Annotated in this window: 26 protein-coding genes and 1 pseudogene; 21 read left to right on the forward strand and 6 right to left on the reverse strand. The window is 35.9% G+C overall.

Annotation, left to right across the window (positions count from 1 at the left end; translation table 11 throughout):
* Window positions 1-296: 296 nt before the first annotated feature.
* The 4 genes from ACIQ0H_RS14650 to ACIQ0H_RS14665 all read left to right on the forward strand — a co-directional run bounded on the left by ACIQ0H_RS14650 (window position 297) and on the right by ACIQ0H_RS14665 (window position 2727).
* Complete coding sequence (locus tag ACIQ0H_RS14650; RefSeq protein ID WP_483882536.1) at window positions 297-791, forward strand: LURP-one-related/scramblase family protein; 495 nt, start codon at window positions 297-299, stop codon at window positions 789-791.
* Window positions 792-1393: 602 nt separating this feature from the next.
* Window positions 1394-1825 (forward strand): N-acetyltransferase, encoded by a 432-nt coding sequence (locus ACIQ0H_RS14655; protein ID WP_403416075.1) that lies wholly within the window; start codon window positions 1394-1396, stop codon window positions 1823-1825.
* Window positions 1826-1969: 144 nt separating this feature from the next.
* A complete protein-coding gene (locus ACIQ0H_RS14660; protein WP_403416078.1) occupies window positions 1970-2242 on the forward strand; it encodes a hypothetical protein in 273 nt (90 codons plus the stop codon).
* A 122-nt stretch (window positions 2243-2364) separates the two neighbouring features.
* Window positions 2365-2727, forward strand: coding sequence for a hypothetical protein (locus tag ACIQ0H_RS14665; protein WP_403416551.1), 363 nt, complete (start codon window positions 2365-2367; stop codon window positions 2725-2727).
* A 314-nt stretch (window positions 2728-3041) separates the two neighbouring features.
* Here the strand turns inward: ACIQ0H_RS14665 and ACIQ0H_RS14670 are convergent, their stop codons facing one another.
* The gene (locus tag ACIQ0H_RS14670) at window positions 3042-3881 is read right to left on the reverse strand and encodes a YitT family protein (protein WP_403416081.1); all 840 of its coding nucleotides are present in this window, start codon (window positions 3879-3881) and stop codon (window positions 3042-3044) included.
* A gap of 355 nt (window positions 3882-4236) precedes the next feature.
* On the opposite strand from ACIQ0H_RS14670, the gene ACIQ0H_RS14675 reads away from it, so the two are divergent.
* From ACIQ0H_RS14675 to ACIQ0H_RS14685, 3 genes are all read left to right on the forward strand, one after another.
* Entirely contained in the window at window positions 4237-4701 is a 465-nt protein-coding gene (locus ACIQ0H_RS14675) for a hypothetical protein (RefSeq protein ID WP_403416084.1), read from the forward strand.
* 348 nt (window positions 4702-5049) lie between these two features.
* Window positions 5050-5250 carry a cold-shock protein gene (locus tag ACIQ0H_RS14680; protein ID WP_153721042.1) on the forward strand — a complete coding sequence of 67 codons (201 nt, stop codon included), beginning with the start codon at window positions 5050-5052 and terminating at the stop codon, window positions 5248-5250.
* 286 nt (window positions 5251-5536) lie between these two features.
* Window positions 5537-6268, forward strand: coding sequence for a class I SAM-dependent methyltransferase (locus ACIQ0H_RS14685; RefSeq protein ID WP_403416086.1), 732 nt, complete (start codon window positions 5537-5539; stop codon window positions 6266-6268).
* A 579-nt stretch (window positions 6269-6847) separates the two neighbouring features.
* Here the strand turns inward: ACIQ0H_RS14685 and ACIQ0H_RS14690 are convergent.
* The 4 genes and pseudogenes from ACIQ0H_RS14690 to ACIQ0H_RS14705 all read right to left on the reverse strand — a co-directional run bounded on the left by ACIQ0H_RS14690 (window position 6848) and on the right by ACIQ0H_RS14705 (window position 10774).
* The gene (locus tag ACIQ0H_RS14690) at window positions 6848-7651 is read right to left on the reverse strand and encodes a 3D domain-containing protein (protein ID WP_403416089.1); all 804 of its coding nucleotides are present in this window, start codon (window positions 7649-7651) and stop codon (window positions 6848-6850) included.
* Window positions 7652-8245: 594 nt separating this feature from the next.
* Window positions 8246-8658: pseudogene (locus ACIQ0H_RS14695) on the reverse strand (SDR family oxidoreductase); the annotation flags it as partial.
* Between the two features lie 125 nt (window positions 8659-8783).
* Complete coding sequence (locus tag ACIQ0H_RS14700) at window positions 8784-9989, reverse strand: hypothetical protein (RefSeq protein ID WP_403416090.1); 1206 nt, start codon at window positions 9987-9989, stop codon at window positions 8784-8786.
* 212 nt (window positions 9990-10201) lie between these two features.
* Window positions 10202-10774 carry a nitroreductase family protein gene (locus ACIQ0H_RS14705; RefSeq protein ID WP_403416093.1) on the reverse strand — a complete coding sequence of 191 codons (573 nt, stop codon included), beginning with the start codon at window positions 10772-10774 and terminating at the stop codon, window positions 10202-10204.
* Between the two features lie 201 nt (window positions 10775-10975).
* Between ACIQ0H_RS14705 and ACIQ0H_RS14710 the strand changes: the two genes are divergently transcribed.
* The 9 genes from ACIQ0H_RS14710 (at window position 10976) to ACIQ0H_RS14750 (ending at window position 18758) form a co-directional block, all read left to right on the forward strand.
* Window positions 10976-11590 (forward strand): PH domain-containing protein, encoded by a 615-nt coding sequence (locus tag ACIQ0H_RS14710; protein WP_403416095.1) that lies wholly within the window; start codon window positions 10976-10978, stop codon window positions 11588-11590.
* 421 nt (window positions 11591-12011) lie between these two features.
* Entirely contained in the window at window positions 12012-13019 is a 1008-nt protein-coding gene (locus ACIQ0H_RS14715) for a LacI family DNA-binding transcriptional regulator (protein WP_403416098.1), read from the forward strand.
* Window positions 13020-13148: 129 nt separating this feature from the next.
* Window positions 13149-13769 carry an ECF transporter S component gene (locus ACIQ0H_RS14720; protein ID WP_403416101.1) on the forward strand — a complete coding sequence of 207 codons (621 nt, stop codon included), beginning with the start codon at window positions 13149-13151 and terminating at the stop codon, window positions 13767-13769.
* Window positions 13762-14502, forward strand: coding sequence for an energy-coupling factor transporter transmembrane component T (locus ACIQ0H_RS14725; protein ID WP_403416103.1), 741 nt, complete (start codon window positions 13762-13764; stop codon window positions 14500-14502). Before ACIQ0H_RS14720 ends, ACIQ0H_RS14725 begins: the two co-directional genes overlap by 8 nt.
* Entirely contained in the window at window positions 14499-15356 is an 858-nt protein-coding gene (locus tag ACIQ0H_RS14730; RefSeq protein WP_403416104.1) for an energy-coupling factor ABC transporter ATP-binding protein, read from the forward strand. The genes ACIQ0H_RS14725 and ACIQ0H_RS14730 overlap by 4 nt, the downstream gene beginning before the upstream one ends.
* A complete protein-coding gene (locus tag ACIQ0H_RS14735) occupies window positions 15356-16168 on the forward strand; it encodes an energy-coupling factor ABC transporter ATP-binding protein (protein WP_403416107.1) in 813 nt (270 codons plus the stop codon). The genes ACIQ0H_RS14730 and ACIQ0H_RS14735 overlap by 1 nt, the downstream gene beginning before the upstream one ends.
* On the forward strand, window positions 16165-17094 hold the full coding sequence (locus ACIQ0H_RS14740; protein WP_403416110.1) for a nucleoside hydrolase: 930 nt from the start codon (window positions 16165-16167) through the stop codon (window positions 17092-17094). Before ACIQ0H_RS14735 ends, ACIQ0H_RS14740 begins: the two co-directional genes overlap by 4 nt.
* Before the next feature lie 90 nt (window positions 17095-17184).
* Complete coding sequence (locus ACIQ0H_RS14745) at window positions 17185-18087, forward strand: ribokinase (RefSeq protein WP_403416112.1); 903 nt, start codon at window positions 17185-17187, stop codon at window positions 18085-18087.
* A 218-nt stretch (window positions 18088-18305) separates the two neighbouring features.
* The gene (locus ACIQ0H_RS14750; RefSeq protein ID WP_403416115.1) at window positions 18306-18758 is read left to right on the forward strand and encodes an SRPBCC family protein; all 453 of its coding nucleotides are present in this window, start codon (window positions 18306-18308) and stop codon (window positions 18756-18758) included.
* Window positions 18759-19146: 388 nt separating this feature from the next.
* On the opposite strand, the gene ACIQ0H_RS14755 is transcribed toward ACIQ0H_RS14750, so the two are convergent.
* The gene (locus ACIQ0H_RS14755; RefSeq protein WP_403416117.1) at window positions 19147-19848 is read right to left on the reverse strand and encodes an HAD family hydrolase; all 702 of its coding nucleotides are present in this window, start codon (window positions 19846-19848) and stop codon (window positions 19147-19149) included.
* A gap of 227 nt (window positions 19849-20075) precedes the next feature.
* Here ACIQ0H_RS14755 and ACIQ0H_RS14760 point away from each other — a divergent pair, with 227 nt between their 5' ends.
* From ACIQ0H_RS14760 to ACIQ0H_RS14780, 5 genes are read left to right on the forward strand one after another with little or no spacing between them, the layout of a single operon-like run.
* A complete protein-coding gene (locus ACIQ0H_RS14760; protein WP_403416120.1) occupies window positions 20076-22052 on the forward strand; it encodes a BglG family transcription antiterminator in 1977 nt (658 codons plus the stop codon).
* 6 nt (window positions 22053-22058) lie between these two features.
* Window positions 22059-22529 (forward strand): PTS sugar transporter subunit IIA, encoded by a 471-nt coding sequence (locus ACIQ0H_RS14765; RefSeq protein ID WP_403416123.1) that lies wholly within the window; start codon window positions 22059-22061, stop codon window positions 22527-22529.
* Between the two features lie 3 nt (window positions 22530-22532).
* Entirely contained in the window at window positions 22533-22847 is a 315-nt protein-coding gene (locus ACIQ0H_RS14770) for a PTS fructose transporter subunit IIB (protein WP_403416125.1), read from the forward strand.
* A gap of 12 nt (window positions 22848-22859) precedes the next feature.
* Complete coding sequence (locus ACIQ0H_RS14775; protein ID WP_403416128.1) at window positions 22860-23945, forward strand: PTS fructose transporter subunit IIC; 1086 nt, start codon at window positions 22860-22862, stop codon at window positions 23943-23945.
* A gap of 24 nt (window positions 23946-23969) precedes the next feature.
* Window positions 23970-25265 carry a class II D-tagatose-bisphosphate aldolase non-catalytic subunit gene (locus ACIQ0H_RS14780; protein ID WP_403416130.1) on the forward strand — a complete coding sequence of 432 codons (1296 nt, stop codon included), beginning with the start codon at window positions 23970-23972 and terminating at the stop codon, window positions 25263-25265.
* Window positions 25266-25374: the final 109 nt, after the last annotated feature.

Consider the following 25374-nt stretch of genomic DNA (forward strand, 5'->3'; position numbering starts at 1 on the left):
TGTGTGGCCGGAGCGAAAAAGAAACAAGAGGTTTTTAAAGTGAATGGTTCTCATTGCATTCCGAATTAATTTAGATCCCAAAATGGACTAGAAAAAAGTAACCACTCTGCTTCTAGGTCGGTAGCGGAGAGTGGTTACTTTTTTCTGTTGTTACAATAGCTATTGTTGTCAATGCGTGGAAGCAAGAAGACATGTTTTTCGCTTTACTATAAAGAAAATGAAACGTTTTGTCATCCGATTCGTATTAGAGATAAAGAGTTTTCTGAAAAGTGTCTTCTAGTATAGGGAGGGATCAAATGAGACAGTTGTATATCAAACAAAAGGTATTTAGTCTGAGTGGCAAGTTTTCGGTGAAAGATGCAGAAGAGCATGAAGTGTATTTCGTAGAAGGAAGCTTCATGCAAATACCGAAGACGTTTTCGATTATGGATGTGGCTAGGCGGGAAGTTGCGATGATAACGAAGAAAACGTTTAGTTTCCTACCGACTTTTTTTGTCGAAGTGCACGGCCAAGAAACCGTCATGATCAAAAAGGAATTTTCCTTTTTTAAAGCACGTTATATAATCGACGCGGCAGGGATAGAAGTGCGGGGACAGTTGTGGGATATGGATTTTGAAGTGCTTCAAAATGGGGAACTGATTGGTGCTGTCAGCAAAAAGTGGTTCACATGGGGCGATAGCTACCAGTTGGACATTCTTGATGATGAGATGGAACCACTTCTCGTGGCGCTCGTTGTGGCCATTGACTATGTAAAAGCATCTCAATCTGCTGCTGCGGCTGGGGGGGCGTAACAGGTTCTTACTGAATTCCGAATTAATTTTAGAACGTGGTACTCGAAATTTAATGCCTTCTGGATATTGAAAGATAAAAACAATATTTTGTAAGTGGTGATGGTATACTTGTTATACAAAATTTACTGATTTTTTTGTGATCAAACCTTTGCAACGGGCCAGTAAATCAAAAATACTCGCTGATAAACTTGGTCATTCAAAGGCTTATTGTAGTATTTGATCTATTAATCCATCATTGACTTTGAGAGGAAGAAATGATTTATATTGCAGAGAAGTTTGGATTGAGTAAACCTGGATCTGAACCTAAACCTTTAAAGAACAGTCTTTTCCAAGGTGATTTTGGATTCACTATAGACCTTTCTGCTCTAATTGCAACGCTTATACTATTTTTGATAGTCACTTTTCTGATTGTTTATGCGATGAAGAAGATTACCTAATTCATCATACTTTAATGAATTGAAGTATAATCTAATAAGAATACGCACTTTCAATGGGAAGTGGTTGCCGACCTAATGTGGTCACACAATGTCGGTAAAGGTCATGCCGTTTTATATCTCTGAAACTGAAGGGATATATCAATGAGTCGAACAAGGAGTGATGACGTGAATATTAGGTTAATCAAGAAAACAGAAATTAATGAATTAGTAAAAATATGGTATGAAGGTTCTTTACTAGCACATGACTTTATTGATAAGGAGTATTGGAAATCGCAGCAAACGGAGATGGAAGAAAAGTATATCCCAATGTCTGAAACCTATGTTGTAAGTCATGAAAATGATGTAGTTGGTTTCGTATCTATGTTAGATAATTACTTGGCTGCATTATTTATTGATGTTAAGCATCAAGGTGAAGGATATGGAAAGAGTTTGTTAGATTTTGTGAAAGGAAAAAGGGAAACGATCCAATTAAAAGTGTACAAGAAAAATAGCAAAGCTGTTGATTTTTATTTGAAAAATGGTTTTGTCATAAAAGAGAAATCAGTAGATGAACAGACTTCCGAGGAAGAATTTTTAATGGAATGGGAAATGGATTAAGTGTTGTTTTAATGAGATTATTACCTGTATCAATCGGCAAACCCCTATTGTAGAAAGGGGATTGGTAAGGGACTAATGACGTTTATATACATAGTGTTCCTATGGGGGATGCCTATTCTGATTACTTGGTGGTCTTTTAGAAAAATGGATGAAGAGAAACGGATAGAAGTCATAAAAGAAATGAAAAGTATGTCTGCTTTAGGCGTTATAGCTTGTGGCATAGGTTTGCCTATATATTTTACAGGTTCTGTTTTTGCATTAGGAATAAGAGGTTTACAGCTCTTGGGAATTGGATTAATATCCTTTGGTTGGTTTTGGACTTGGGGCTTATGCTTGGTAAAAGGCAAGGTAACTGTCTCAAAAAGCATTGCTATGATTGCAGTGGGTATATTATGGATAATTTTTTATAGTTACTGATTTTAAACAATCGAGCGCATTTACAGCGTGAGGATCTGCGCCTATTCAGTGATAAGGCCAGATTGGTGAATAAGAAATTTTTTAGCTGCTGGATTACTAAAAAAGAAAGACGAGGTTCGTATGTGAAGAGTGTTAGCCAAGAAGTCCAAGATTTGTCTATTAAATCCTTGGAGTCAACTTTTAATAAACTTTCAAATGCTTATAAAAGCATGACCGAAAAAGGTTCAAACACTACCCTTGTTAAAAAGAGACGAAACGCCGTGAAAATCGGTTTAGAAAGCCTCAAAGATGCTTGGAATAGGGGAGATTTTTTCTATGACGAAGAAATCATTTTGACTTCTAAAGATATTCTACAAGGTGTCATTCCATCTATCGAAAAACAGATAGTAAAAGCAAAAGAAGGTAGTTCTCAAAAAACATTAAATGAGCGTCGCTTAACTGCGCTTAAACTGGCAATCGAATCCTTGGAGAACCGTCTTGAATAATTCTGTTCCCGCGATTTTTTAGTGTTCCAGGATTGGACGTGACTGTTGAAAGTCATAACCCTTAAGGTAGTAAATTTGCACTTTCTTGCCGTCCCCGTCATTGGTAAACTCAGTGGCAACGAGTGGTACATTTTTATCGACGTAAGCATCGTACGTCTAGGAAAAGACGTCGTACTTTCGCTGCTGGCCCCTTACTAAAGCATGAAAAAATGGCTGGCATGCATCCGGTTTAATACCGTCTACACACCAGCCAATTAGCTGCTCAAAGGGGTTTTGCCTAGTGAATTGTCGTCTAGGCTCCAGCGCTTTTGTTCTTATGATTTTGCAATTTCCATAAAACCTTCACCGAAAACGTCACGCACATCGTGAATGGCAACAAATGCATCCGGATCTGCCACTTTGACGATTTTCTTCAAGCGTATAATTTCGGGGCTGCTAATGACAATGTACAAAATCTCTTTTTTCTCTTTTGAATAATAACCATGACCAGAATAGACCGTTACGCCTCTATCCATAATTTCATTCACTTGCTGCGCAATAGCATCTGGATTTTTGGAAATAATCGTGACAGCTTTCTTGGTGTTGAACCCTTCAATAATGTATTCCATCACTTTCGTACCAATATACAGCATCAAAATCGTCAGCATCAGTTTTTCGGCGCCGATAATGAAATACGAAGAAAAAGCGACAATCAAATCGAAAAATAACAAGCCGTAACTAATGCTCCAGCCAAGATATTTATGTGTCATACTCGCAAGGATAGTAGAACCTGCTGTTGTGCCGCCGACCCGAATGATCAAGCCAATCCCAATTCCCGCAAAGACGCCACCAAAGATTGTATTCACAATGATTTCATCGGATGCAATGCGCCAATCTGACGTTATATGTAAAAACAAAGAATTGAACAGCACAGCGATAATGGTATAGATGGTCGTGTTTTTACTTAAAAAATTATAGCCGACAATTAACAAAAGACTATTGAGAATTAAGTTCACAAGTCCTGGAGACCATTCAAATAAATAATAAGCAATAATGGTTAGACCGGTAACGCCGCCTTCTCCGAGGGCATTCGGAATAACAAAAACGTTTACAGCTAATGCGAAAATAAAAGAACCTGCAATCAGAAATAATAAGTCAACCACTCTTTTTTTCATGAAATCCCACCGATCTATAAGTACACTAAGTTCTGAACGAATTCAGAAGTCGTCATTTATTTTATCATACACTAGTACTTGTCTTAATACTCATCATACTCATACTAATTTGCACAATACGTCGTGAGTATAGTCAGCGATATCGTAAGTTTCCTTAAGATTGTAATTTAGGCCCATTATTTGTTTGAGTGCCTGTCATTTTTAAAATTGGCTCTGTTAAGTGATGTTGTTGATTTACTTGTAGAACTAACTGGGCAGGTTGGTGAAATAAGAGATATAATTAGCATAGCTGTACTCGTAGACAATTGATAAAGGATTATCTCATCTTATGTTTGGTTTCTTAAATAGAGCAAAATTGAAAAAAGACGATTTAAAAGGCATTGCAAAATTAATATATCAGGATGTTTCGGATGATTCCTGGGATATAGAGAACCTTACTAAAAGAAATTTTGACTTCACTATTGAAAGCGTTCGTTATCTGGATATGTATACAAAAAGATTAATGAATACGGAGTTTGGTACTGAATTGTTGAATAAGCATTTTGATAATTTAGTGGGTCGTATAGGTGCGTATATTGGTGAGGTTATCAAAAATAATATCAAGCAAGACTTTTACTGGTATGACTCAGATTCTGTACGCGATTATTCTCCCAATCTTGATGGAGTGTATAGTAATATCGAAACACAGAGTGTTCTTTATTCTAAAAAGAGGGATATAGTTATATTACCTTTGAATGTGGTATCGCAATTTTTAAAAGGGAACTCCCCATACAGTAATTTTCTTACTTACGTAGAAGAAACGATTGAGCAAAATGCTTAATAGTATCGCTACATTTTTTCATTGCAATAATTTAAAACTCAACTCACGAGGTGCTTTAGTGAAAGATCATGTAGCTGCTTAGGCACCTCTTCTTACTTGTTGAACTAACAATGCAGGTTAAGTGAACAATCAGATTCTTTTATAGAGTATCCTTGGTCTTATTGATTAATAAAGTTAACTACTTCCATGAAAAGTAATTTGCTATCTATTTCATCATATGTATGTTATTCTTAAGAAGAATTATTTTTGTTCTATTTCAGATTAAGAATAGATTTTGTTTTTCGTCTAAGGTATTTGAGCAAGGATAGTAACATATTGTGTGGATATCCGCACTAGGAGGCAACAATTATGGAACAAGGTACAGTTAAGTGGTTTAATGCAGAAAAAGGTTTTGGTTTCATCGAGCGTGAAGCAGGAGAGGACGTATTCGTACATTTCTCAGCAATCCAAAGCGATGGTTTCAAATCTTTAGACGAAGGTCAAAGTGTAACGTTTGAAATCGAACAAGGACAACGTGGCCTACAAGCTACAAACGTTCAAAAAGCTTAATAATAGCTTAAAAAAGATCCTACATGTAGGGTCTTTTTTTTTTTTTTTTTTTGTTGTTTAAATTTTGGGGTAACTCCTTCCGTGTACAAGCCCGTTCCTTATTGAATTAAGGTGCTGGTGAGTTCAATAAGAAATCCTTTCTAGCAATATTTTTTATATAAATTTTTCTGGAAAGTAAATAACTTCCTACTTGTCAATTCTATTAAACAACTGATAGAATAAATTAATTTGTGTATTTGGCGATGACTCGCCTGACATCTCAAATTTTAGAGGGGGAGACATTTCGATGGAATTTAAAGGACCTAGCGTTTACGATCAAACGGATTTTTTTAGAAATTACATGACTAGAAGAAACAGAAACGATAGTCCGAATAATGCCATTGAAGGACCAATTATTTATGAGCTAATTGGGAGCTTTCAAGATAGTAGCGTCTTAGATTTAGGGTGTGGTGATGCATCGTTTGGGAAAGAGCTCTTACATTTAGGAGCAAAAAAATACACAGGAGTAGAAGGTTCGGAACAAATGGTGGAAGCGGCACGCTCAAACATACTTGAACAAAATGGGACAATACACTTTGAAACAATGGAATCTTATGATTATCCACAAGAGGCATTTGATCTTGTGACATCTCGATTTGCAATCCATTATGTTTCAGACATTAACCGCCTGTTTCAAGATGTTCATAAAACACTTAAAGAAAACGGGAGATTTGTTTTTAGTATCCAGCATCCACTTACAACTTCCTCTTTTGCTAGTAAGCAATCTGGAGATAAACGCGGTAATTGGATTGTCGATGACTACTTCCATGAGGGCGTAAGAAAAGAGCCTTGGATTGACCAAATAGTGGTTAAGTATCATCGAACAATCGAGAATTATTTTATGGCACTTAAACAAGCTGGCTTTTCAGTTCTAGATTTACTTGAAGGTACACCAAAGCGTGAACATTTTAGTAGTGAAGATGAATTTGTTAGAAGACAACGAATTCCTATTGTACTGGCTTTTTCTTGTGTGAAGTAAAATAAATATCCTACTATTGAATGTTGAACTAACGAGTGCATTACTTGAAAATTGTTGAGCTGATAAAACTGCTCTTTTCTTATTAAACTAAAGGGCAGGTTAGTTCAACAAGGTGGTAGTTTATCATTTAACAATAGAGATAGATGGACGAAGAAATAGAAGTCATACAGTTTACTATTAGTTTCGGAGAACCGTATCATAAGTAAATGCGTTTTTTTGAAAATATGAGTATCGAGTCTATTTATTTTAGACTTGGTACTTTTTTAATCTCGATAATAAATTGTGATTTCAATTACTCTCAAGGATTGTATCTTGTAAAGAAATTATGAGATGAATTGCAGATTGAAATTGAAGTTGAGTCTAAATATGGGAAGGAATTTGTAATTCAATTTCTATTTCCGAAAATTGAGGATCAATAGAAATTTTGAAAAAAGTGAGACGATAACAAACCTATTGAAAGGGGTGAGAGAATAAGCGAAAAAAGAACAAAATCTGGTTCTTTTTTCGCTTATTATAAGGATTCAAATCACCTTTTTGTACATATATAGAAATCCTAAGGATAGGCTGGTAATAGATATGTTAGTTTAATATTGTTACCTTTAATTGTTTTACCCCAAAATTGATTGCATCCTGTTGAGAAGGAATAAAGACATCGATTCTATTCCCTTTAATGGCTCCGCCAGTATCCCCTGCGATCGCTTCACCATAGCCTTCTACATAAACTTTACTGCCAAGTGGGATAACAGTTGGGTCAACTGAGATGACCTTTGCATTTGGGTTTGCTTTCAGGTTTATTCCAGTAGAGGTAATACCGGAACATCCCTCACATGAAGCCGTATAGGCTGAAGCTTCCACTATAATTTCCTTTGAAGCTGTATTACTTGTTGATGGAGCAGTTGCTTCAGGTGTACTATCCATCGAAGCTGTATCACTTGTTGATGGAGTAGTTGCTGAAGTTGTAGTTTCCTTTGATTTATGTGCTGCAGGCATCATTGGTTTTTCAGTTACAACCGTATTACTAGTTTTCAAACCATCCCAGATGAATAGATTTAAACCTGGATGAATGAGATCAGTTTGTAATTGGTTCCATTCTTTAATTTGCGAAACTGTTACTTGATGATCTAGGGCTATGTCCCACAATGTATCACCTTGCTTAACGGTATATTGTTTTTGCTGTGCAATGGTTAGGACATCCCCAGGGTGAATAAGGTCGGTAGTAAGATCATTCAACGTTTGGATATTTTCTACAGATGTATTATTTGCGCGAGATAGATCCCAAAGAGTATCTCCTTTTTGTACGGTAATCGTTGCAGCTTGAACATTAGCACTTAAAGTAACCGAGAGCATTGCAACGGGTACAATTGATATAATTTTTTTTAGCATTCATTTATCCTCCATATTCTTGGTTGCTAATTTAAAATAATCGTAACATAGATTTTTCTGAGAAAAAGAACAAGTAGGTGTTAATTTGTTTACATCCATGGCATTTATATTGCAATAACATTTCTTAATATTACGTGATACTAAGAAGGTATTATTATTTCTAGAGCCGCTTTCAAAGCAAAAAGCAAGTTTATGCCGTTTTAAGCACATCTTCTATTTATTTTAGTAAAATTTTATAATAAGAAGCTGTTGTTTGTAATGGTGGTAAATCGATACCAAAATGCATTTGTCTTAGGTGTGACTAATTCACTTAACTATCCAATCGGGCAAGCGTTTCAGGAGGATTATAACGGTGCCCTTAACGGCGCTAGCTCACAAAAAGGAAAACTAATAAAATGGACCAGAAAAAAGACGACTAAGTTAAAATGAAAATCTTTAGACCAGACTTCAAAATAAAAACCTCATTTAGATCCATCACGGTGAACCGAACCACAAATAAGTGCGGTTATTAATTAAATAAAAAACTAAGGCCGATTTTCTATACTACTAGAAAATCGGCCTTTATAAATCATATAAAGATTTTTTTATGTACTTTTATTCCTGTGCAGTTAATCCGGCATCGATAACGAATTCTGAACCTGTTGAGTAGCTAGCCTCATCAGAAGCCAAGAACAAGATCATATTTGAAACTTCTTCTGGTTGTGCTACGCGTTCAAAGGGAATGTGTTGAGAGAATGCTTCTATAACCGCTTTTGCATCTTCTTGCACAACCATTGGTGTTGCGATAACGCCTGGGTGTACAGAGTTCACGCGAATGCCCATTGGTGCTAGGTTGATCGAAGCCGCTTTTGTCATCCCACGTACTGGGAATTTTGTATCTGTGTAACCTACAACCTACAGCACCAGCAACTAAGCCGTTCATTGAAGAAATATTCACGATTGAACCGCCACCAGCTTTCATACCTAAAAATACAGACACATTGGTTAATGTCTACGATGCGACGATATTACGGTGTTCGATGCAGTGGACAGTCCCTTCTTCAATCCGGCCAAAAGGTGCTCTTTCTTTTTCGATATAAATAGTCATGAATTTGTGAGAAATTGGCACTAGAACAAAAGCGAATACCTAACATTACCAATCCTCATGGACTCGAAAGATGATATTACAAGATGCATTTCCTGAAAGACTCGTAATAGCTAATGTAACTGGATTCGTCCCATTCAAAACGGTATCGACCGGAAAACTTTGCTGCTCTGCATGTTGTCCTCCTTTAGCAAACCCGCTCATAAGTTTAATGCCAGTCGAGGTATTAATTGCAGTGGCAGAAACATCTGATTGACAGCATGTTTCTGATGATGGTGTATCGCTTATATTTCCAAAGGTGGCCCCGGTAAGTGTAGAACCATATCTTAATTGCCATCTTAGATCGGTACTTGAAAGGATATCGAAGCTACTGATTTGTACATTGACCGAGTTATTTCGGTTTGAACCATCAGGAAAAATTGCTTTTCGTCGGAAGCTGATGGTTGGAACAAAGGCACCGGCTCCTACTGTCAGATTTAAACGGCTTTCTGAGGTAATTCTATTTGTTGGTACAGTCGGACCGAGAACAGTATAATATCTTCCCCGAACAATTGCGGAAAATGAACCGCCAGATCCTCCATTTTCGACACGTGCACGAATGACTTGGTTTGGATCAGAAAGTAAAACTGCGTTAGTACCTTGGGTTTGACGATGGCATACGACGATTTGTTGAAAATTTAAAGTGTTCACAAATACAATCCGGAATTCAATGATTCCGTACTCATATCCAAATCGTATTTGAAACATTTTCCCTGCCGCTGTATCAAGCGTAAGTTTACTTGGTCCTGATCCATTAAGTCGATCTTCATTCCATGAAGACTGATAAACCTTGAATATTTCGACGCCATTATTGAGGACCGCGATAAATATACCTGTAGAGTCTTGACCAAAGTAGGCTCCATTACTTCCATCAAAATAACCCCAAGTGGCTTTTTGGGTTCCGGTCGGAGCCACAGGAATACGGATAGAAACACCGGCCTCGAATGAATTTCCTGGAAATAACTTTCCACGTTCAGCCGTATCTAAGATTGCTGAAGCATTTGGAGAAGTGCTAGTTGATAATTGATAGAATCCTAGTGTATTGGTAACTGTTCCACTCCCTACGGTGGAAATGACATCTCTTAATGCCGAAATACCATAGTTGGATGTATAGTTAAAAAGCGGGGTTGCTTCAGCGGTCTGTAAACGATCAAACATGGAATTTAATGTTGGGGAAATGCCCGTAAAATTAATTACGGGCCAAATGAAATCCACAAGTTAGCCCTCCCTAGTAAAAAAACAAGTTTATTAACATGTATATTCCGTTGCTATCTATTAAAGAATCAATGTGTTGCTTGATTAATAAAATGGCAGCAGGTTTAGATGGGTTCTTCTTCTTTTAACGAAATATCAACATGGACGTTTAACAGAGCCTTAAAATTAAAACGGCCCGCCTATGCAAAGATAGAGGGGCCGTTTGGGTTTATTTATTTATCAATAATCGTCAACAATTCTCGGATATCCGTTCGATCTTGAGGTGCTGGAATATGTTTTGGATAACCAATCATTAACGTCGCGACAACTTTTTCACCTGGCGCTACACCGATACCTTCTCTGAAAATCGGGTCGTAAATCCAATCATTCGATCGCCAAATCATACCGATGCCGCGCTCCCATGCAGCAAGCTGGAAGTTTTGAATCATCGTGGAAACCGCGCCGTAATCCTCATCCCATCTTCTTTGACGTGGATCTTCGGGCATAATGACGACTAGATGAAGCGGAATGCCCTTGAAATAATTGGCCTTCCTTTGTACTTTTTCAGAGATTTTCCCATCTACTTTGGGCTGCGAATCCACATAGGATTGGACAAAAGTTTCTTTGCCTTCACCTGCGTATAACTGGAAACGCCAAGGTTCTGTCAATTTATGGTTTGGTGCCCATTTCGCTACATTGAGCAATTCGATAATTTCTTCTACCTCAATCGGATCCGGTTTAAAAGCTTTAACGGTCCGTCGTCCAATAATCGCTTTTTCTACTTCATTTCTGCCTTCATAGTCCATGAAATATCCCCCCGCGGTAAATCTTTTTAAATGAAAACAATTCTCATTCTCATTACTTTTATTATAGCATTGGAAAAATTTTTGGCAAATCGCTAATCAGTTTGGATGGAGTGCCAGATTTGATAGGGGTCTGACATACATATTATGAAATGTTATATAATACAGGTGAAAGAATTTAGGTAAAGAGAAGGGGCGGGGCATATGCTGAAAAAATTTGCTTCAGACGCGCTAGGCTTGTCGGATATCGGTAAAATCATCGGACCAGAAGATTATGATAAAACGGATGCCGATGATTATATTCGACATGAAGATAATGAAAAGATTTATTTTTTGATTAAGACAAAAGCGGATGAATATTGCTTTACGAACATTGCTTTTATTCACGTCGATGGACAGAAAGCTATATCTTCGAAGCGCTTGTTAAAACGCTATCCGTATTCGCAATATCAAATTACCGATGTGTTTTTGGAAACGGCAGGAAAAGTGGATCTTGATGTTGAAATCAAATTCACCTTAGGCAATCAATCTTTCAGCATTGACGTTGATAAAAAGCAACTTGCCCAATTGAATGATCTGTACAAAGCATTAGCGTATATTTCGGAAAAAATCCACGACAACAATATCCTGTTAGAGTTAGCGAATGGAAGTCTTGATAAAGCTGTAACAGTGTTGCATAACACACGTGTGTCTGACGTCCAGCTAGCCGACCAGTATAAGCAATTGACCGAGTTCGGTTTCTCTTGGTTAACGGCTGTCCGTGATCAGTATCAAATCAAAGACTTTGGTGATGTGTTTGAGAAATATATTAACAATTAACTGATAGGTTAACTATTCAAGGTTATATGGATGAAGTTGTGATTAATGAGCTGTATTCTAATTCCTACATACTAGGAAAAACACCGGTTCCATTATTTTACCGTGCAAGATGAACTGCGATTTAACAAGGAGGCTAGGAGGTTTTCTTAACCTCCCTAGCTCTTCTAGAACTAACGGAGAGAAGTAATAATAATGCACTCAGTTTCCTCTCGCGTGATCAAGTGAACGTGGATATGTTAAACAGGGAAGACATTTAGCAACACGATGTCAGTAATGTACACTGCTAATAAAAGAATAACTATTTCAAATTGGAAATAATAATGCGGAAATATACATTGACATCTAACATTTAGACATGATAAGTTTATTGCGTATAAAACGCTTTCATAAAAATGAAACGTTTCATTTTGGGGTGAGAGAATTGGCTGCAACAATAAAAGATATAGTTGCGATGACAGGGTTGTCTTTAGGTACTGTTTCGAAGTATTTGAACGGTTATCCAGTTAAGGAGAAGAATAAGGCTCTTATTGAGGAGACTATTGAAAGATTAGACTTCAATGTAAACTTATTTGCTCGGGGTCTGCGTACGAAAGAATCAAAAAGTATCGGCTTCATCGTACCGTCTTTAGAGTTAACATTCTCGACAAAAATTGTAGCAGTAATTGAAAGGGAATTGGCTGAGCATGGCTATACAGTAATTATCTGTGTTGTAACAGGCGATTCAAAAGCGGATCAAGCAAAACTGCAAAATTTAGCCTATCAAAGGGTCGATGGCTTATTAGTCATTCCTCCTCCGAATAATCTTCTGTTACAGCAATGGCTAGAGAGAATGGTTAAGTCAATTCCTATCATTGTATTGGACCGTTTGTTCAAAAATAGTACGCTGAAGCATTTTGTTTTGGTAGATAATGCGACTGCAGCATTTAAGGCAACCGAATTATTAATAGAAGCAGGTCATCATGATATTGGGATTATTTTAGGCGATACGGGAGGCTTTACGACAGATGAACGACTAAAAGGTTATTTACAAGCATTGAGTCACTATAATATTCCAATAAAAGAGGAATATCAAGTTTACGGAAAATACCGTAAAGCGGAAGGATATAAAGCTTGTGAACAACTGTTATCGTTAACAAATCGACCTACAGCGATTTTTGTCACGAATTACGATATGACTTTAGGTATTTTAGAATGTTTAAATGAACATGATGTAAAAGTATTTGATGATATCTCGTTAATTGGCTTTGATTTAGATGAAATATCTAAAGTCATAAATCCCAACTTAACAATCGTTACACAGCCAGTAAATGAAGTTGGCTATTACACCGCGCAGGCAATATTGAAAAGTTTAAAAGATGATGCAGTCGAGCAAGAAATCAAAGTTTTTGAATGTTCTATTCAAGAAGGAGCATCTATAAAAGAAATATAATCATATTTCTTTTATAGATAAAGTGAAACGTTTCATTTTTGATGGATTGAGTAAGAGGATACATATTTTTTGTTAATAAACGACGCAGTAACTTACTTATAAAACATATGTTTTGAGAGGAGAATAATAGTGAAGCAAGGCATTAAACATGATTTCACGCTATTAGCACTTTTACTTATACCTGTAGGGGTGTCACTTAGCGTGGTAGGTTATCAGTTATCATCCATTCTTAAACTACCCGTATACTTAGATTTAATCGGAACTACGTTAGTAGCTATGATTGCTGGTCCTTGGGTTGGGCTTATTACAGGAGGTCTAGGGAGCTTAGTAAACGGGATGTTAAATCCAACGTCTATTCCATTCGCATTTGTATCGATTTGTGTTGGTTTATCAACAGGTTTTTTCTCTAAATGGAAAATGTACACGAACATAGTAGGTACTATCATTGCAGGTGCATTAGGAGCTGTTATTGCAGCAATGTCTTCTGCAGTCGTAGTTGTTTTAATATTCGGTGGTGTAACAGGATCAGGTATCGATTTTATTACAGCAACATTTTTAGCAACAGGTAAGCAAATTTGGACATCTGTTGTTTCTACTAATATTATTTCTGGAACAATCAATACCATCATTAATGTAGCCGTAGCTTTGTTCCTTATTAAGCGCATTCCACCTAGATTTTTGGTGAAGTTAAACTATGGGTGGAATTATATTCCTAAAAAATTAAGACAGGGGTTTAAGCCAAATGAGTAATGAAGTCCAAAGACTATATCCATCAACGAAAATGAGTATTGTGGTTGCTGTCATATTATTTACGTTAATGATGCCAGGCTACATTTATCAATATAGTGTTTTGCCTATTTTTATCATTTTAGCTTTTGTGTCAGGGGTAGGGACTAAATTTTTATCTGCATTTCTAAAATCAATTTTTGTTATTGTACTGTTTATTTTTATTTTCCAATGTTTTTTAATTCCTGCAGATACTGTTTTATGGTCGAAAGGGATATTAACGCTGTATAAAGAAGGACTAGATGCTAGTTTAGCGATGACCTCGAAAATTATCGCAATTAGCTCAAGCTTAATTTGGTTCTTCTTAATAACTCCAATTAAAGATATTATGTTTGCTTTAGAAAAAGCAGGTTTTTCGAAAAAATTCACATTCGTAATCTATTCTACGATTCAGTTAATCCCTCAAATGAAGGATTTATCGCACACAATTTTAGAGGCTCAAAAGTCTCGTGGTATCGAGACAGAAGGTTCTTTAATCGTAAGACTAAAAGCATTTTTACCGATGTTAGGTCCACTCGTGTTGTCTTCTATTCAACAAACGGAAGAAAAGGTTTTAGCTTTAGAGGCACGTGCATTTTCCGCGACTGTTCGTAAAACGAGTTATTATCAGATGCGTAAAAGGTCAGTCGATTATATGATTAGTATTTTAATGATAATCGCATTAGTGATATTTGTATGGTGGAGGTTTTTTAAATGAGTATTATCACAATGAAGAATGTCTATTACCAATATCCATTAGAAAAAGAACAAGTGCTGAAAAACATTAACTTATCGATTGAAAAAGGAAAAGTGTATGGTCTAGTAGGGCATAATGATGCTGGAAAAACGACACTGTGCAATGTCATTCGTGGATTCATCCCAAACTTTTACCGCGGTAAACTTACAGGTGACATTGAGCTAAATGGCAAATCTATTCAACAATATTCTATGGGTGATTTAGCCACAAAGATTGGTTATTCGTTTCAAAATCCTTTTACACAAATTTCTGGAGTAAAAGAAACTGTATTCGAAGAAATTGCCTACGGATTAGAAAATTTAGGGACTGCACCAGAAGTGATTAGTGAAAAAGTAAGTGAGCTTATTACTTTGTTTAAATTAGAAGCGATTCAAGAAAAAAATCCATTTGAATTATCGGGTGGTCAAAAACAACGTGTAGCTTTAGCGGCAATCATCGCTTTAGATCCTGAAATACTAGTTATTGATGAACCAACTTCTCAGTTAGACCCACAAGGTACAGAAGAAATTTTTGAAATCATTGATTTAATGAAGAAAAAAGGAAAAACGATTATTTTAGTGGAGCATAAAATTGATTTAATTGCTGCTTATGTAGATGAGGTAATTGTTATGAGTCATGGTGAAATTAAAATGGTTGGTAAAACTGCTGAAGTTTTTACAAATGAAGAAGTGATTACGCATGGTGGTCAGTTGCCCCAAGTAGCATTATTAAGCTTAGCGTTGGAGAAAGAAGGAATCACACTGCCAACAATCCCAATTACGCTAGAAGAAGCGAAACATGTAATCGAGAAAATCCTTCCTAAGGGGGTTCAATAATGGCTTTCCTACAGTTAAAAGACGTTAGTTATTCATACCCAAATGGTTTTCAAGCAGTTCAACATATTAATATGGAATTTGAATTAGGGGAATCTGTAGCGATTATTGGACAAAATGGAGCGGGGAAAACGACTACAGTTAAATTAATGAATGCTCTATTAAAGCCTACTTCTGGTGAAGTACTCATTAATGGGGAAAGCACAAGTAAATTTACAACTGCACAAGTTTCCAAAAAAGTCGGTTATGTTTTCCAAAACCCAGATGATCAAATTTTCCATAGTGATATTTATAGTGAAATTGCTTTTGGCCCGAAAAATCAAAAGTTATCTGCGAGTGAAGTGAGAGAACGTTCTCTCAAAGCAGCTGAAATATGTGGTTTAACTAATTGGTTGGAAGAGCATCCTTACAACCTTCCATATGCCATGCGGAAGTTTATTACAATTGCAGCTATAATTGCAATGGATACAGCTATAATTATTTTAGATGAACCTACAGCAGGACAAGATCGACCAGCAACTAAGCGATTAGTAGAAATAATTGATTATCTAACAACCCAAGGGAAAACAGTTATTACGATTACACATGATATGGAGTTTGTAGCAAATAACTTTAATCGAGTAATTGTGATGGCACAAAAGCAAGTACTAAGCGATGCAAATGCGAGGGAAGTATTCTGGGATCATGCATTACTTAGAAAAAGTCATTTAAAACAACCGTATATTAGTCAACTAGCGCATTCATTAAATTTAACAGAGCAAATTATAACGATAGATGAAATGACGTCTGCACTAAAAAGGAGAATACGTTCATGAGAAATATCATAATTGACTGTGATCCAGGCCATGATGATGCGATAGCTTTACTCGTAGCTCTAGCCAATCCGGAAAAATTAAATTTGCTAGCAGTAACGACAATCGGCGGTAATCAAACATTAGAAAAGGTCACTAAAAATGCGAAAAATATATTAGCGTATGTCAATGCAAATGTACCTCTAGCTATGGGACAAGAGGGGCCATTAGTGAAACCTTTACATACTGCTCCAGAGGCACACGGTGATTCGGGCATGGACGGCCCTTATTTTAAAGAAAACGACTATCCAATTGTTAGTGACAATGCAGTTTTTTATATGTATCAAACAATTATGGCACAAGCCGAACGCGTTACGCTAGTAGGGTTAGGACCACTGACGAATATCGCCCTTCTACTAAAAACGTTTCCTGACGTTAAATCTAAGATTGAAATGATTAGCATAATGGGTGGTGGAATACGCCGAGGGAATATGACAGCAGCTGCTGAATTTAATATTTATGTAGATCCAGAAGCGGCGAAAATTGTTTTCACTTCAGGGTTACCGATTGTCATGTCGGGTTTAGACGTAACAGAAAAAGCGTTTGTAACGATCGAAGAGATAAATGCACTTGAAAATGGTAGAGAGGTTCATCAATTAGTATACGAGCTACTTAAATTTTACAACGAATCTGGAAAACAATTTGGTTTTGAACATAGTCCAATCCATGATCTCTGTGCTGTTAGTTATTTAGTAGATCCTACAATGTTTTCAGGGAAACATTACCACGTAGATGTTGTAACAGATGATGGTACTACAAGAGGGATGACATTAGCGGATCGTCGTTTAAAGCCTGCTAAAGAACAAAATGTCTTTGTGCTTGAAGATATAAACCGAGAAGCATATGTACACACCTTATTACAGGCGCTAGCACGATTAGATAAGATGTAACCTTGACACGTTCAAACGCAGAATAAGTTACAGTTCCCAGCGTATTTGTTTATTTGATAAAAATATAGTAAAGAAGGAGGTGGAATGAAAATGGGGAAAATTACAGTAGTAGGAAGCATGTCTACTGACTTTGTTGTCTCCACTTCAAGAAAACCTGAAAAAGGGGAAACAATCATTGGCGAATCTTTTGAAATGACCTTTGGTGGAAAAGGGGCCAATCAAGCTGTTGCAATTTCCAGATTAGGTGGTCATAGTGAGTTAGTTGGACACATTGGAAGTGATATTTTCGGAAAAGGGATTTTGACGAATCTAGAAGATAATGGTGTTGGGGTTTCGGATATAAATATTGCACAAGGTATACCTTCAGGATCGGCACATATTATTCTATCAGAACAAGATAATAGCATCATTGTAGTCGAGGGGGCAAATGCCTGTACCAATAAAGACTGGATCGAAAAAAATGTAGGGAATATTATAGACAGTGAAGCTGTTCTAATTCAGCATGAAATTCCCAAAGAGGCTGTAGAAACACTAATTAATATTTGCTTCGAACATCAAGTGCTTTGTGTACTAAATCCAGCGCCAGCAAGAGAAGTATCACGTAGTGTGTTACGTAAAGTGAAGTATTTAACTCCAAATGAGCATGAAGTAGAAGCATTATTTCCAAATGTATCATTAGAAGAAGCTTTGGAATCCATGCCAAATCAACTTCTCGTTACATTAGGTGAACGAGGCGTTGTATTCCATAACGGGAAACAGGTTGTGCAAGTGAAAGCGTATGAAGCAACGCTAATAGATACTACAGGTGCGGGGGACACGTTTAGCGGGGCGTTTACCCTAGCAATCACGAAGGGAAATTCACTTCTTGATAGTATTAAGATTGGTAACTTATGTGCTGCCTTATCAATACAAAAATTTGGTGCTCAGGGTGGAATACCATTACTTGATAATTTAAAGAAAGACCCACGCTTTGAAGCGCATTGGAAGCTATAAATAACTATTTGATACGAGAGACTACCTTTCTAGGCAGTCTCTTCATTTTGTTGTGATACAAGGGCAAACGTATCAGGAAGAAAAGGAAATGTTTGAGTGCTTGTCACTTTTTTAACTTCTTTCGAAAGGTGTTAAATGTGATTCTGCACAGTTTAAATGCTAAAATGTTAAAGGTAGATTTTCATTATACATAAATAAAGAAGGAAGTAGTGAAACGTATGGCAATCGCATCACATTCAGTAAGCATTCCAACATCTGTAGGAAACGTATGGGAATACGTTAGTAAAATTGAAAACTGGGCAGTAATGGTTCCTGCCTATAAAGAGCATGAACAAATGGATGAACAAAAGTCAGTTTGGACATTCGAAGGGAATTTTAAAGGGTTTAAAAAAACTGTGCAAATGGAGTTAAACATCACAGAATTTCAGGAGCCATCGGTCATTCGCTTCGAGTTAAAAGGCTTAACGGACAATTTTACAGGTAGTGGCCAGTTTACTGCTGAAGAAACGGCAGGGCAAACAACGATGACAGGGACAGTTGAAGTAAATGCAGGCGGCTTAACAGGCGCTGTGTTGACACCTGTTATTAAAATGGTATTGCCGAAAGTGACAACTCGTTTAACAGAGAAAATTGCACGCCAAGTTAAACGGGAAGAAGTGCCGGCTCTGTAAAGAAGGTTTTGGTTATTAGGGTGACAGTGGTTAATCCGCATGAAATAAGTGCTTAAATTGTGCCACTAAGCACTCTTAAAATACGTAGTTAGAAAAGATAATGGTGATAAATGACCAAGTCTTTTCTGGCTACGTTTTTTTTGCGTAAAACACTTAAACAAAGTGGTGTCGCAACAGTTTTCTTTACGCGACATACTCGGAATTTGATGGCAATTTTATTTAGCCATGTATACATGCTTTGGACACTGATTTCGTTTATAGCAGACCAAGCCTTGATGTGAGACTCACCATTCGTCTCCTGTCATCAAAAAACCTTCTAACTATTGATGTAATGAGTTAATCACATTACATCAATAGTTAGAAGGTAGGGGGGTATTTGGCGCTTATGTTATAGATAACTATCGATTAAACCAAATAATTCCTTCGGCCTATCTACTATTTTGTCAGGAGAAATAGTGGAAACAGGTCTATTTTTTTTTCGATGGTTCATCCATATGGCATTCCATCCGACTTTTTTTGCACCAATTATATCATTTTCAAAAGAATCCCCAATATACACTGTTTTATCTTTATTTAACTGAAGCTTTCTTTCGACAATATGAAAAGCAGAGGAGCTTGGTTTAGCACTTCCAATGGCTTCTGAAATAAACATATTTTCAATTGGGATCCACCTTGTTAATCCCAATTGATTGATTTTCGTAAGTTGGTGTTGATGAGGTCCATTTGTTAGTATACCAAGTTGTTTGTTCTTTTGATAAAGTAATTCAATTAGTTTTTCCATCTCAGGAATAAGAGTTATTTTTTTTTGTTCAATTTCGTAAGTATTTTGAAACTCAATTGCCTCATTATAATCGATATCAATATCAAATTCTTTGCATGCAGCTATTATACGATACGTATGTAGCTCTAGTAATGATATTGTGCCCGCTTCACTTTTATTAAATAAAGTATCACTGTACCTTCTGCTGGAAACATAAAGTTTTTCAATTGGTACATTTGAAAGATGTTTAAAATTTAATATAAATGCTCTTTTGAAGGGGTTTAATTGATCATATAGAGTATCATCCACATCAAATATTACAGTGTCCATTTATATTCCCCTCGATTCAATAATAGGCTTTGATGTCATTAAAGATTATCCTAGCATTTCTATTGCACAAATGTAATGCTTAAAATTGCAACAATGATGTTGCAACAATCTGTTATTAACTATTTCGATTATTTTGATAAGATGAGAATCAACAGGATTGAAAGCGCTGACAATCTTGAAATTATTAATTTTTTTTACTATTACTATTTTAAGAAGGAGGGGGGAGTGTGGTTGTAATATCTAAAAGGCAATGCCATCTAATAAAAACGATGCTAAGCAATCAAAGTTATAAGACCGTAAGGAATTATGCTGATCTAATGAATGTTTCTGAAAGAACTATCCATAACGATTTAAAAGAAATCGAAACATTTCTCGGTAATTTTGATTCAAGGTTAGTCAAGAAACCAAGTATTGGTATCAAGATTAGTTGTGAAACACGAAGTAAATTACAGATACTGAAGTATATGACTACCTATATTGAAAATAATGATATGCAAGAGCTATCTCCCATAGATAGACAAATTGAAATTGTAAACATGTTACTCATAGAAGAAGAGGTATTATCCTACCAAGGGTTGTCTGACCTTTTTTTCATTAGTAAATCCTCAATAGCTGCAGACTTTGAGAACATTAATTCATACTTAAACCAATACACCGTTACGATTAAAAGTTCTCAAAAAGGAACGTATATTACGGGAACAGAAACTCAAGTACAGTATTCTTTAAAGTTATTTAATGAAAAGGTTATTAAAAGAAATAGAGTTACAAGTGATCTAGATGAAATTGATATGTTAGGAGATATTTTAAAACAATATTATCCAGGCGAAATTATCAATACATCACTTAGTATAGTTAAAAAAATTGGAGAAAAATCAGCTGAACCTTTTGCTGAGCATTACTTAATAACTTTATTTAATACATTAGTAGTTCTTTGCTATAGGGCCTCAAAGAAAAAGCATCACTCACAAGTGACAAATACCTTTATCTTTGACGAAGTTAATAATCTGAAAACATATTTAGTTGCTAAGGGTATTTTAGATGAAATACATCAGGAATTATCAATTAATTTTACGATAGAAGATATTAACTATTTAAATCAATACTTGCTAGCAATTGGTATTGAATCTAGTCATAATTCAACTTCAATAACTGAAGAATATTTTTCTCTTGTAAAAGTAATCGTTCAAAAAATGAGTAGTGTGCTTAAAGTCGACTTAACAAATGATCAGAAACTATATGAAGGATTAGTTTCACATTTAATTCCAATGATATATAGATTGAAATCAGGTATTACTGTCAAAAATCCTTTACTATCTGAAATAAAAGATCAATATTCAGTAATGTTAGGTGTTAGTTGGTTCGTTACCTCTATTATTGAAGAGAAATTTGATGTGAAATTAACGGAAGATGAAGTTGGCTTTATGATGGTTCATTTTCAAGCTGCATTTGAGAGAAATGTAGAGTATAAAAAGGTTTTAATCGTTTGTCCTAATGGAATAGGAACATCGGAACTAATTGCGAATAAAGTTAAACAGTTTTTACCAGCTTTATGTTTAATTGAAGTCGTTTCAATTGATAATCTATATCTAAGAAATATTGATAATGTTGATTTTATAATATCAGCAATACCATTAAAAATTTCCTTTAAACCTGTAATTTATATATCTCCGCTAGTTTCCAATGCAGACATCAAAAATATTTTGATTTTTTATACGGATTTATTTTTGACAGAAGATAGTAAAAAGGAAATTGACGGTGATTATCCGGAAATTAAACATCTCTCCGAATTTATTAAAGAGGATTCGATTTTCATTAAAAGAAACATGCGTGATAGGGAAGAGGTTCTGAATTTCCTAATCGAGAAACTAAAAAGTAGTAATGATATTATTACTGGATTTGAAGAATCCGTCTATAATCGTGAGAAAATGGGGTCCACAGCATTAGATTCAGGAGTTGCCATTCCTCATGGAACACCTAAATTTGTGGTTAACTCCCAAATATTAATTTTAACTACCGAAGATTTAATAGATTGGGGCGGAGAAAAAGTCGACACTATAATCCTTATTTGCATCTCGCCCAGCGATTTAAAAAAAGTAAAAGATATTTTAAGTGATATTTATAAATTGATAGAGTCTAGGAAAAATGTTAAAAGATTTCTTTCGGATAATACAAGTGAAGGAATTTTAGAGATGACGAAGGGGTGAAATTAATTGTTACAAAGGGAATTAATTTATCTAGATGATGATCTTACAAGTCGTTTTGAAGTCATAAGAAAAATGAGTGAAGATGCCTCGAATTTTGGAATGATAACAGATGTAAATACTTACGTGAAGGCTGTTTTGAAAAGAGAGGAAGAAATTCCAACAACAGTTGGCTTAAACGTAGGTATACCTCATGGTAAATCTGAAGCTGTAAAAGATCCATTCATTACATTTATGAGGACTAAGAATCCTTTTATATGGGACGAGAGAAATATGGAAAAAGTGCAATTAATTTTTATGATTGGTGTTCCAACGGATCAAACAGGAACATTGCATTTAAAAATCCTAGCACAAATTAGTAGGAATTTGATGGACCAAACGTTTAGAAATATGTTGCTTGAAGTAGATTCGATTGATGATGCTTATCGTTTATTAAAATGTATCGAAGAAAATATATATGCTGAAGAAAAGGGGAGATAATAAATGAAAATTGTAGGAGTTACAGCATGTACGACAGGTATTGCACATACTTATATGGCGCAAGAGGCATTAGAAAAAGAATGTAGAAAGAGGGGCTATGAATTCAAAATTGAAACCCAAGGTGGAATGGGAATCGATAATGAGTTAACTGAGGGGGAAATTGCTGATGCTGATGCAGTTATTCTAGCAATCGCAATTGGAATCGAAGGTGAAGAACGATTTGATGAAAAACGAGATCAAGGAAAAGTTTTAACCTTAGATCCTTCAGCTGTTATAAAGAATATAAACGATGTTGTTAATCAGTTGGAAAAGTTATAGGAGGTAGAAAAAATGGCTAATTGGAAAAATGTCGGGGGAGACCTAAAGAGGGCGTTTAGTACAGGTGTGTCTTACATGATGCCTTCTGTTGTTGTTGGTGGGATATTTTTAGCTATTGCATTAGCCTCTGGGACACCGACTGATGAAGGGATGGTTGTCACAAATCCTTTCCTTCAGAACTTAAATACAATTGGGTCTGCCGGTTTTGCAATGATGATTCCAATTTTAGCTGGATATATAGCCTATTCAATTGCAGGTAAACCAGGGTTAATTCCTGGTATGATTGCGGGCTTTATCGCTAATAATCCTGTTGGTGTAGATGGTGTTTCAACCGGTTTCATTGGGGCAATGATTTTAGGGATTGTTGCGGGTTATATTGCTAAATGGGTGAAAACCTGGAAGGTGCCAAATACAATTAAAACGGTAATGCCTATACTAATTATTCCAGTAATAACAACATTCATTGTTTGTATCGGATATATTTATATATTAGCTCAACCTCTCGCTAATATTGTGAGTGTCCTAGTTACTTTCTTATCTTCTTTACAAGGAGGTAATGCTTTAATTTTAGGATTAATACTTGGTGCCTTTACTGCCATTGATATGGGTGGTCCGATTAATAAAACGGTTACTGCTTTTACCTTAGCTTTGATGGCTGAAGGGATTTTTGGTCCAAATGGTGCTCATAGAATTGCGGTTGCGATACCACCACTAGGGCTGGCATTATCAACTTTTATTTCAAGAAGTAAATATACTCAAGACGAACGCAGTTTGGGTGTTAGCGCTGGTTTCATGGGATTAATCGGTATTACCGAAGGAGCTATTCCTTTTGCTGTAAAAGATCTGAAGCGTGTTCTGCCTGCCATTATTATTGGTAGTGCTGTTGGTGGTGGTATTGGAATGATGCAAGGCGTTGAAACTTTTGTTCCTCATGGTGGATTAATTGTTATAGGTGCAGTTGAAGGGAAACTATGGTACTTCCTAGCGATGCTAATAGGTTCGATTGTAACTGCTGCTATTTTACATTTCACAAAACCAAATGTGTTAGAGAATAAGTCTACTGAAAAGAAGGACTTAAATAATACATTAGCTAGTTAAAGAAATTACTAGGAGGGAAAAATTATGGTAAGAGTGCCTATTAAATTAACGATCAAATCCTTATTAGAACTACAGAACGAAGGTAAAGGAGCAACATTACTAGGGATAGGTCCGATGTCATCGAATTTATTGCAAGCAAGTTTTGAGTTAGCTAGAGACTATGATTTCCCTTTAATGTTCATTGCAAGTCGCAATCAAGTCGATATGGACGAGCTAGGCGGTGGTTATGTTAACGGATGGAATCAACATTCATTCGTTAAAGCAATTCGTGACACAGCAGATGAAACCGACTTTAATGGCTTATATTATGTATGTCGTGATCATGGTGGTCCTTGGCAAAGAGATAAAGAAAGAAATGATCACTTACCTGTAGATCAAGCTATGGAACTTGGTAAAAAGTCTTACCTTGCGGATATTGAGGCAGGCTTTGATTTACTTATGATTGATCCTACGAAAGATCCTTTTGAAGTAGGAAAAGTGGTTCCTTTAGATACAGTAATTAGTAGAACTGTAGAACTAATAGAATACTGCGAGAATGAAAGAAGAGTAAGGGATTTGCCGGAAATTGGTTATGAGGTTGGGACAGAAGAAACAAATGGTGGTTTAACTTCCACTGAAACATATGAAACTTTTATTACTAGACTTAAAGTAGAACTTGAAAATAAAGATCTTCCTATGCCGACATTTATTGTAGGTCAAACAGGGACATTGACAAGAAAAACAGAACAAATTGGAACATTTAATTTTAATAATGCATACGAATTGGCAGAAATGGCAAGTGAGTATGGTGTTGGATTAAAAGAACATAATGGTGATTATCTAGATGATGTTACTTTGCTGGAACACATTCCTTCTAGAGTTGTTGCAACGAATGTTGCTCCTCAGTATGGAACTGAAGAAACAAGAGCTTATCTAAAACTAGCGGAAGTAGAGCAAAGGCTAAAAGAAAACGGTGTAATTGAAGAATCATCTAGCGTAAAAGATGTACTATTAACTCATGCAATCAAAAGTGAGCGTTGGAGAAAATGGATGGTAGGCGATCAAACTAAATTAACAATAGATGAAATTATAAAAGACGATGACCTATCAGCCGAAATTTTAGATATTGCTGGTCATTATACATTCAATGATGATAATGTAAAAGTGGAAATTAATAGGTTATATGATAATCTAAATAAAGTTAATATTAATGGACAAAGATTTGTTGTAGACCATATTAAACGTCCAATTCGAGACTATGTTGAATGCTACAACCTAAAAGGATCAACCTCAAGAATCATAGATAAGCTGGAAAGATCTGAATTAGTACCGATGGGTTGAGCCCTTTACAACGGGGGGAATTTAGAAGTAGATTGATCTTTACAGCATAGATGGTTTTCTAAAAATATTGAAGTGGAGTTAGGGACAAGTATTTTATACTTCGTCCCCT

The organism is Sporosarcina sp. NPDC096371 (assembly GCF_044762865.1).
GTDB lineage: Bacteria > Bacillota > Bacilli > Bacillales_A > Planococcaceae > Sporosarcina.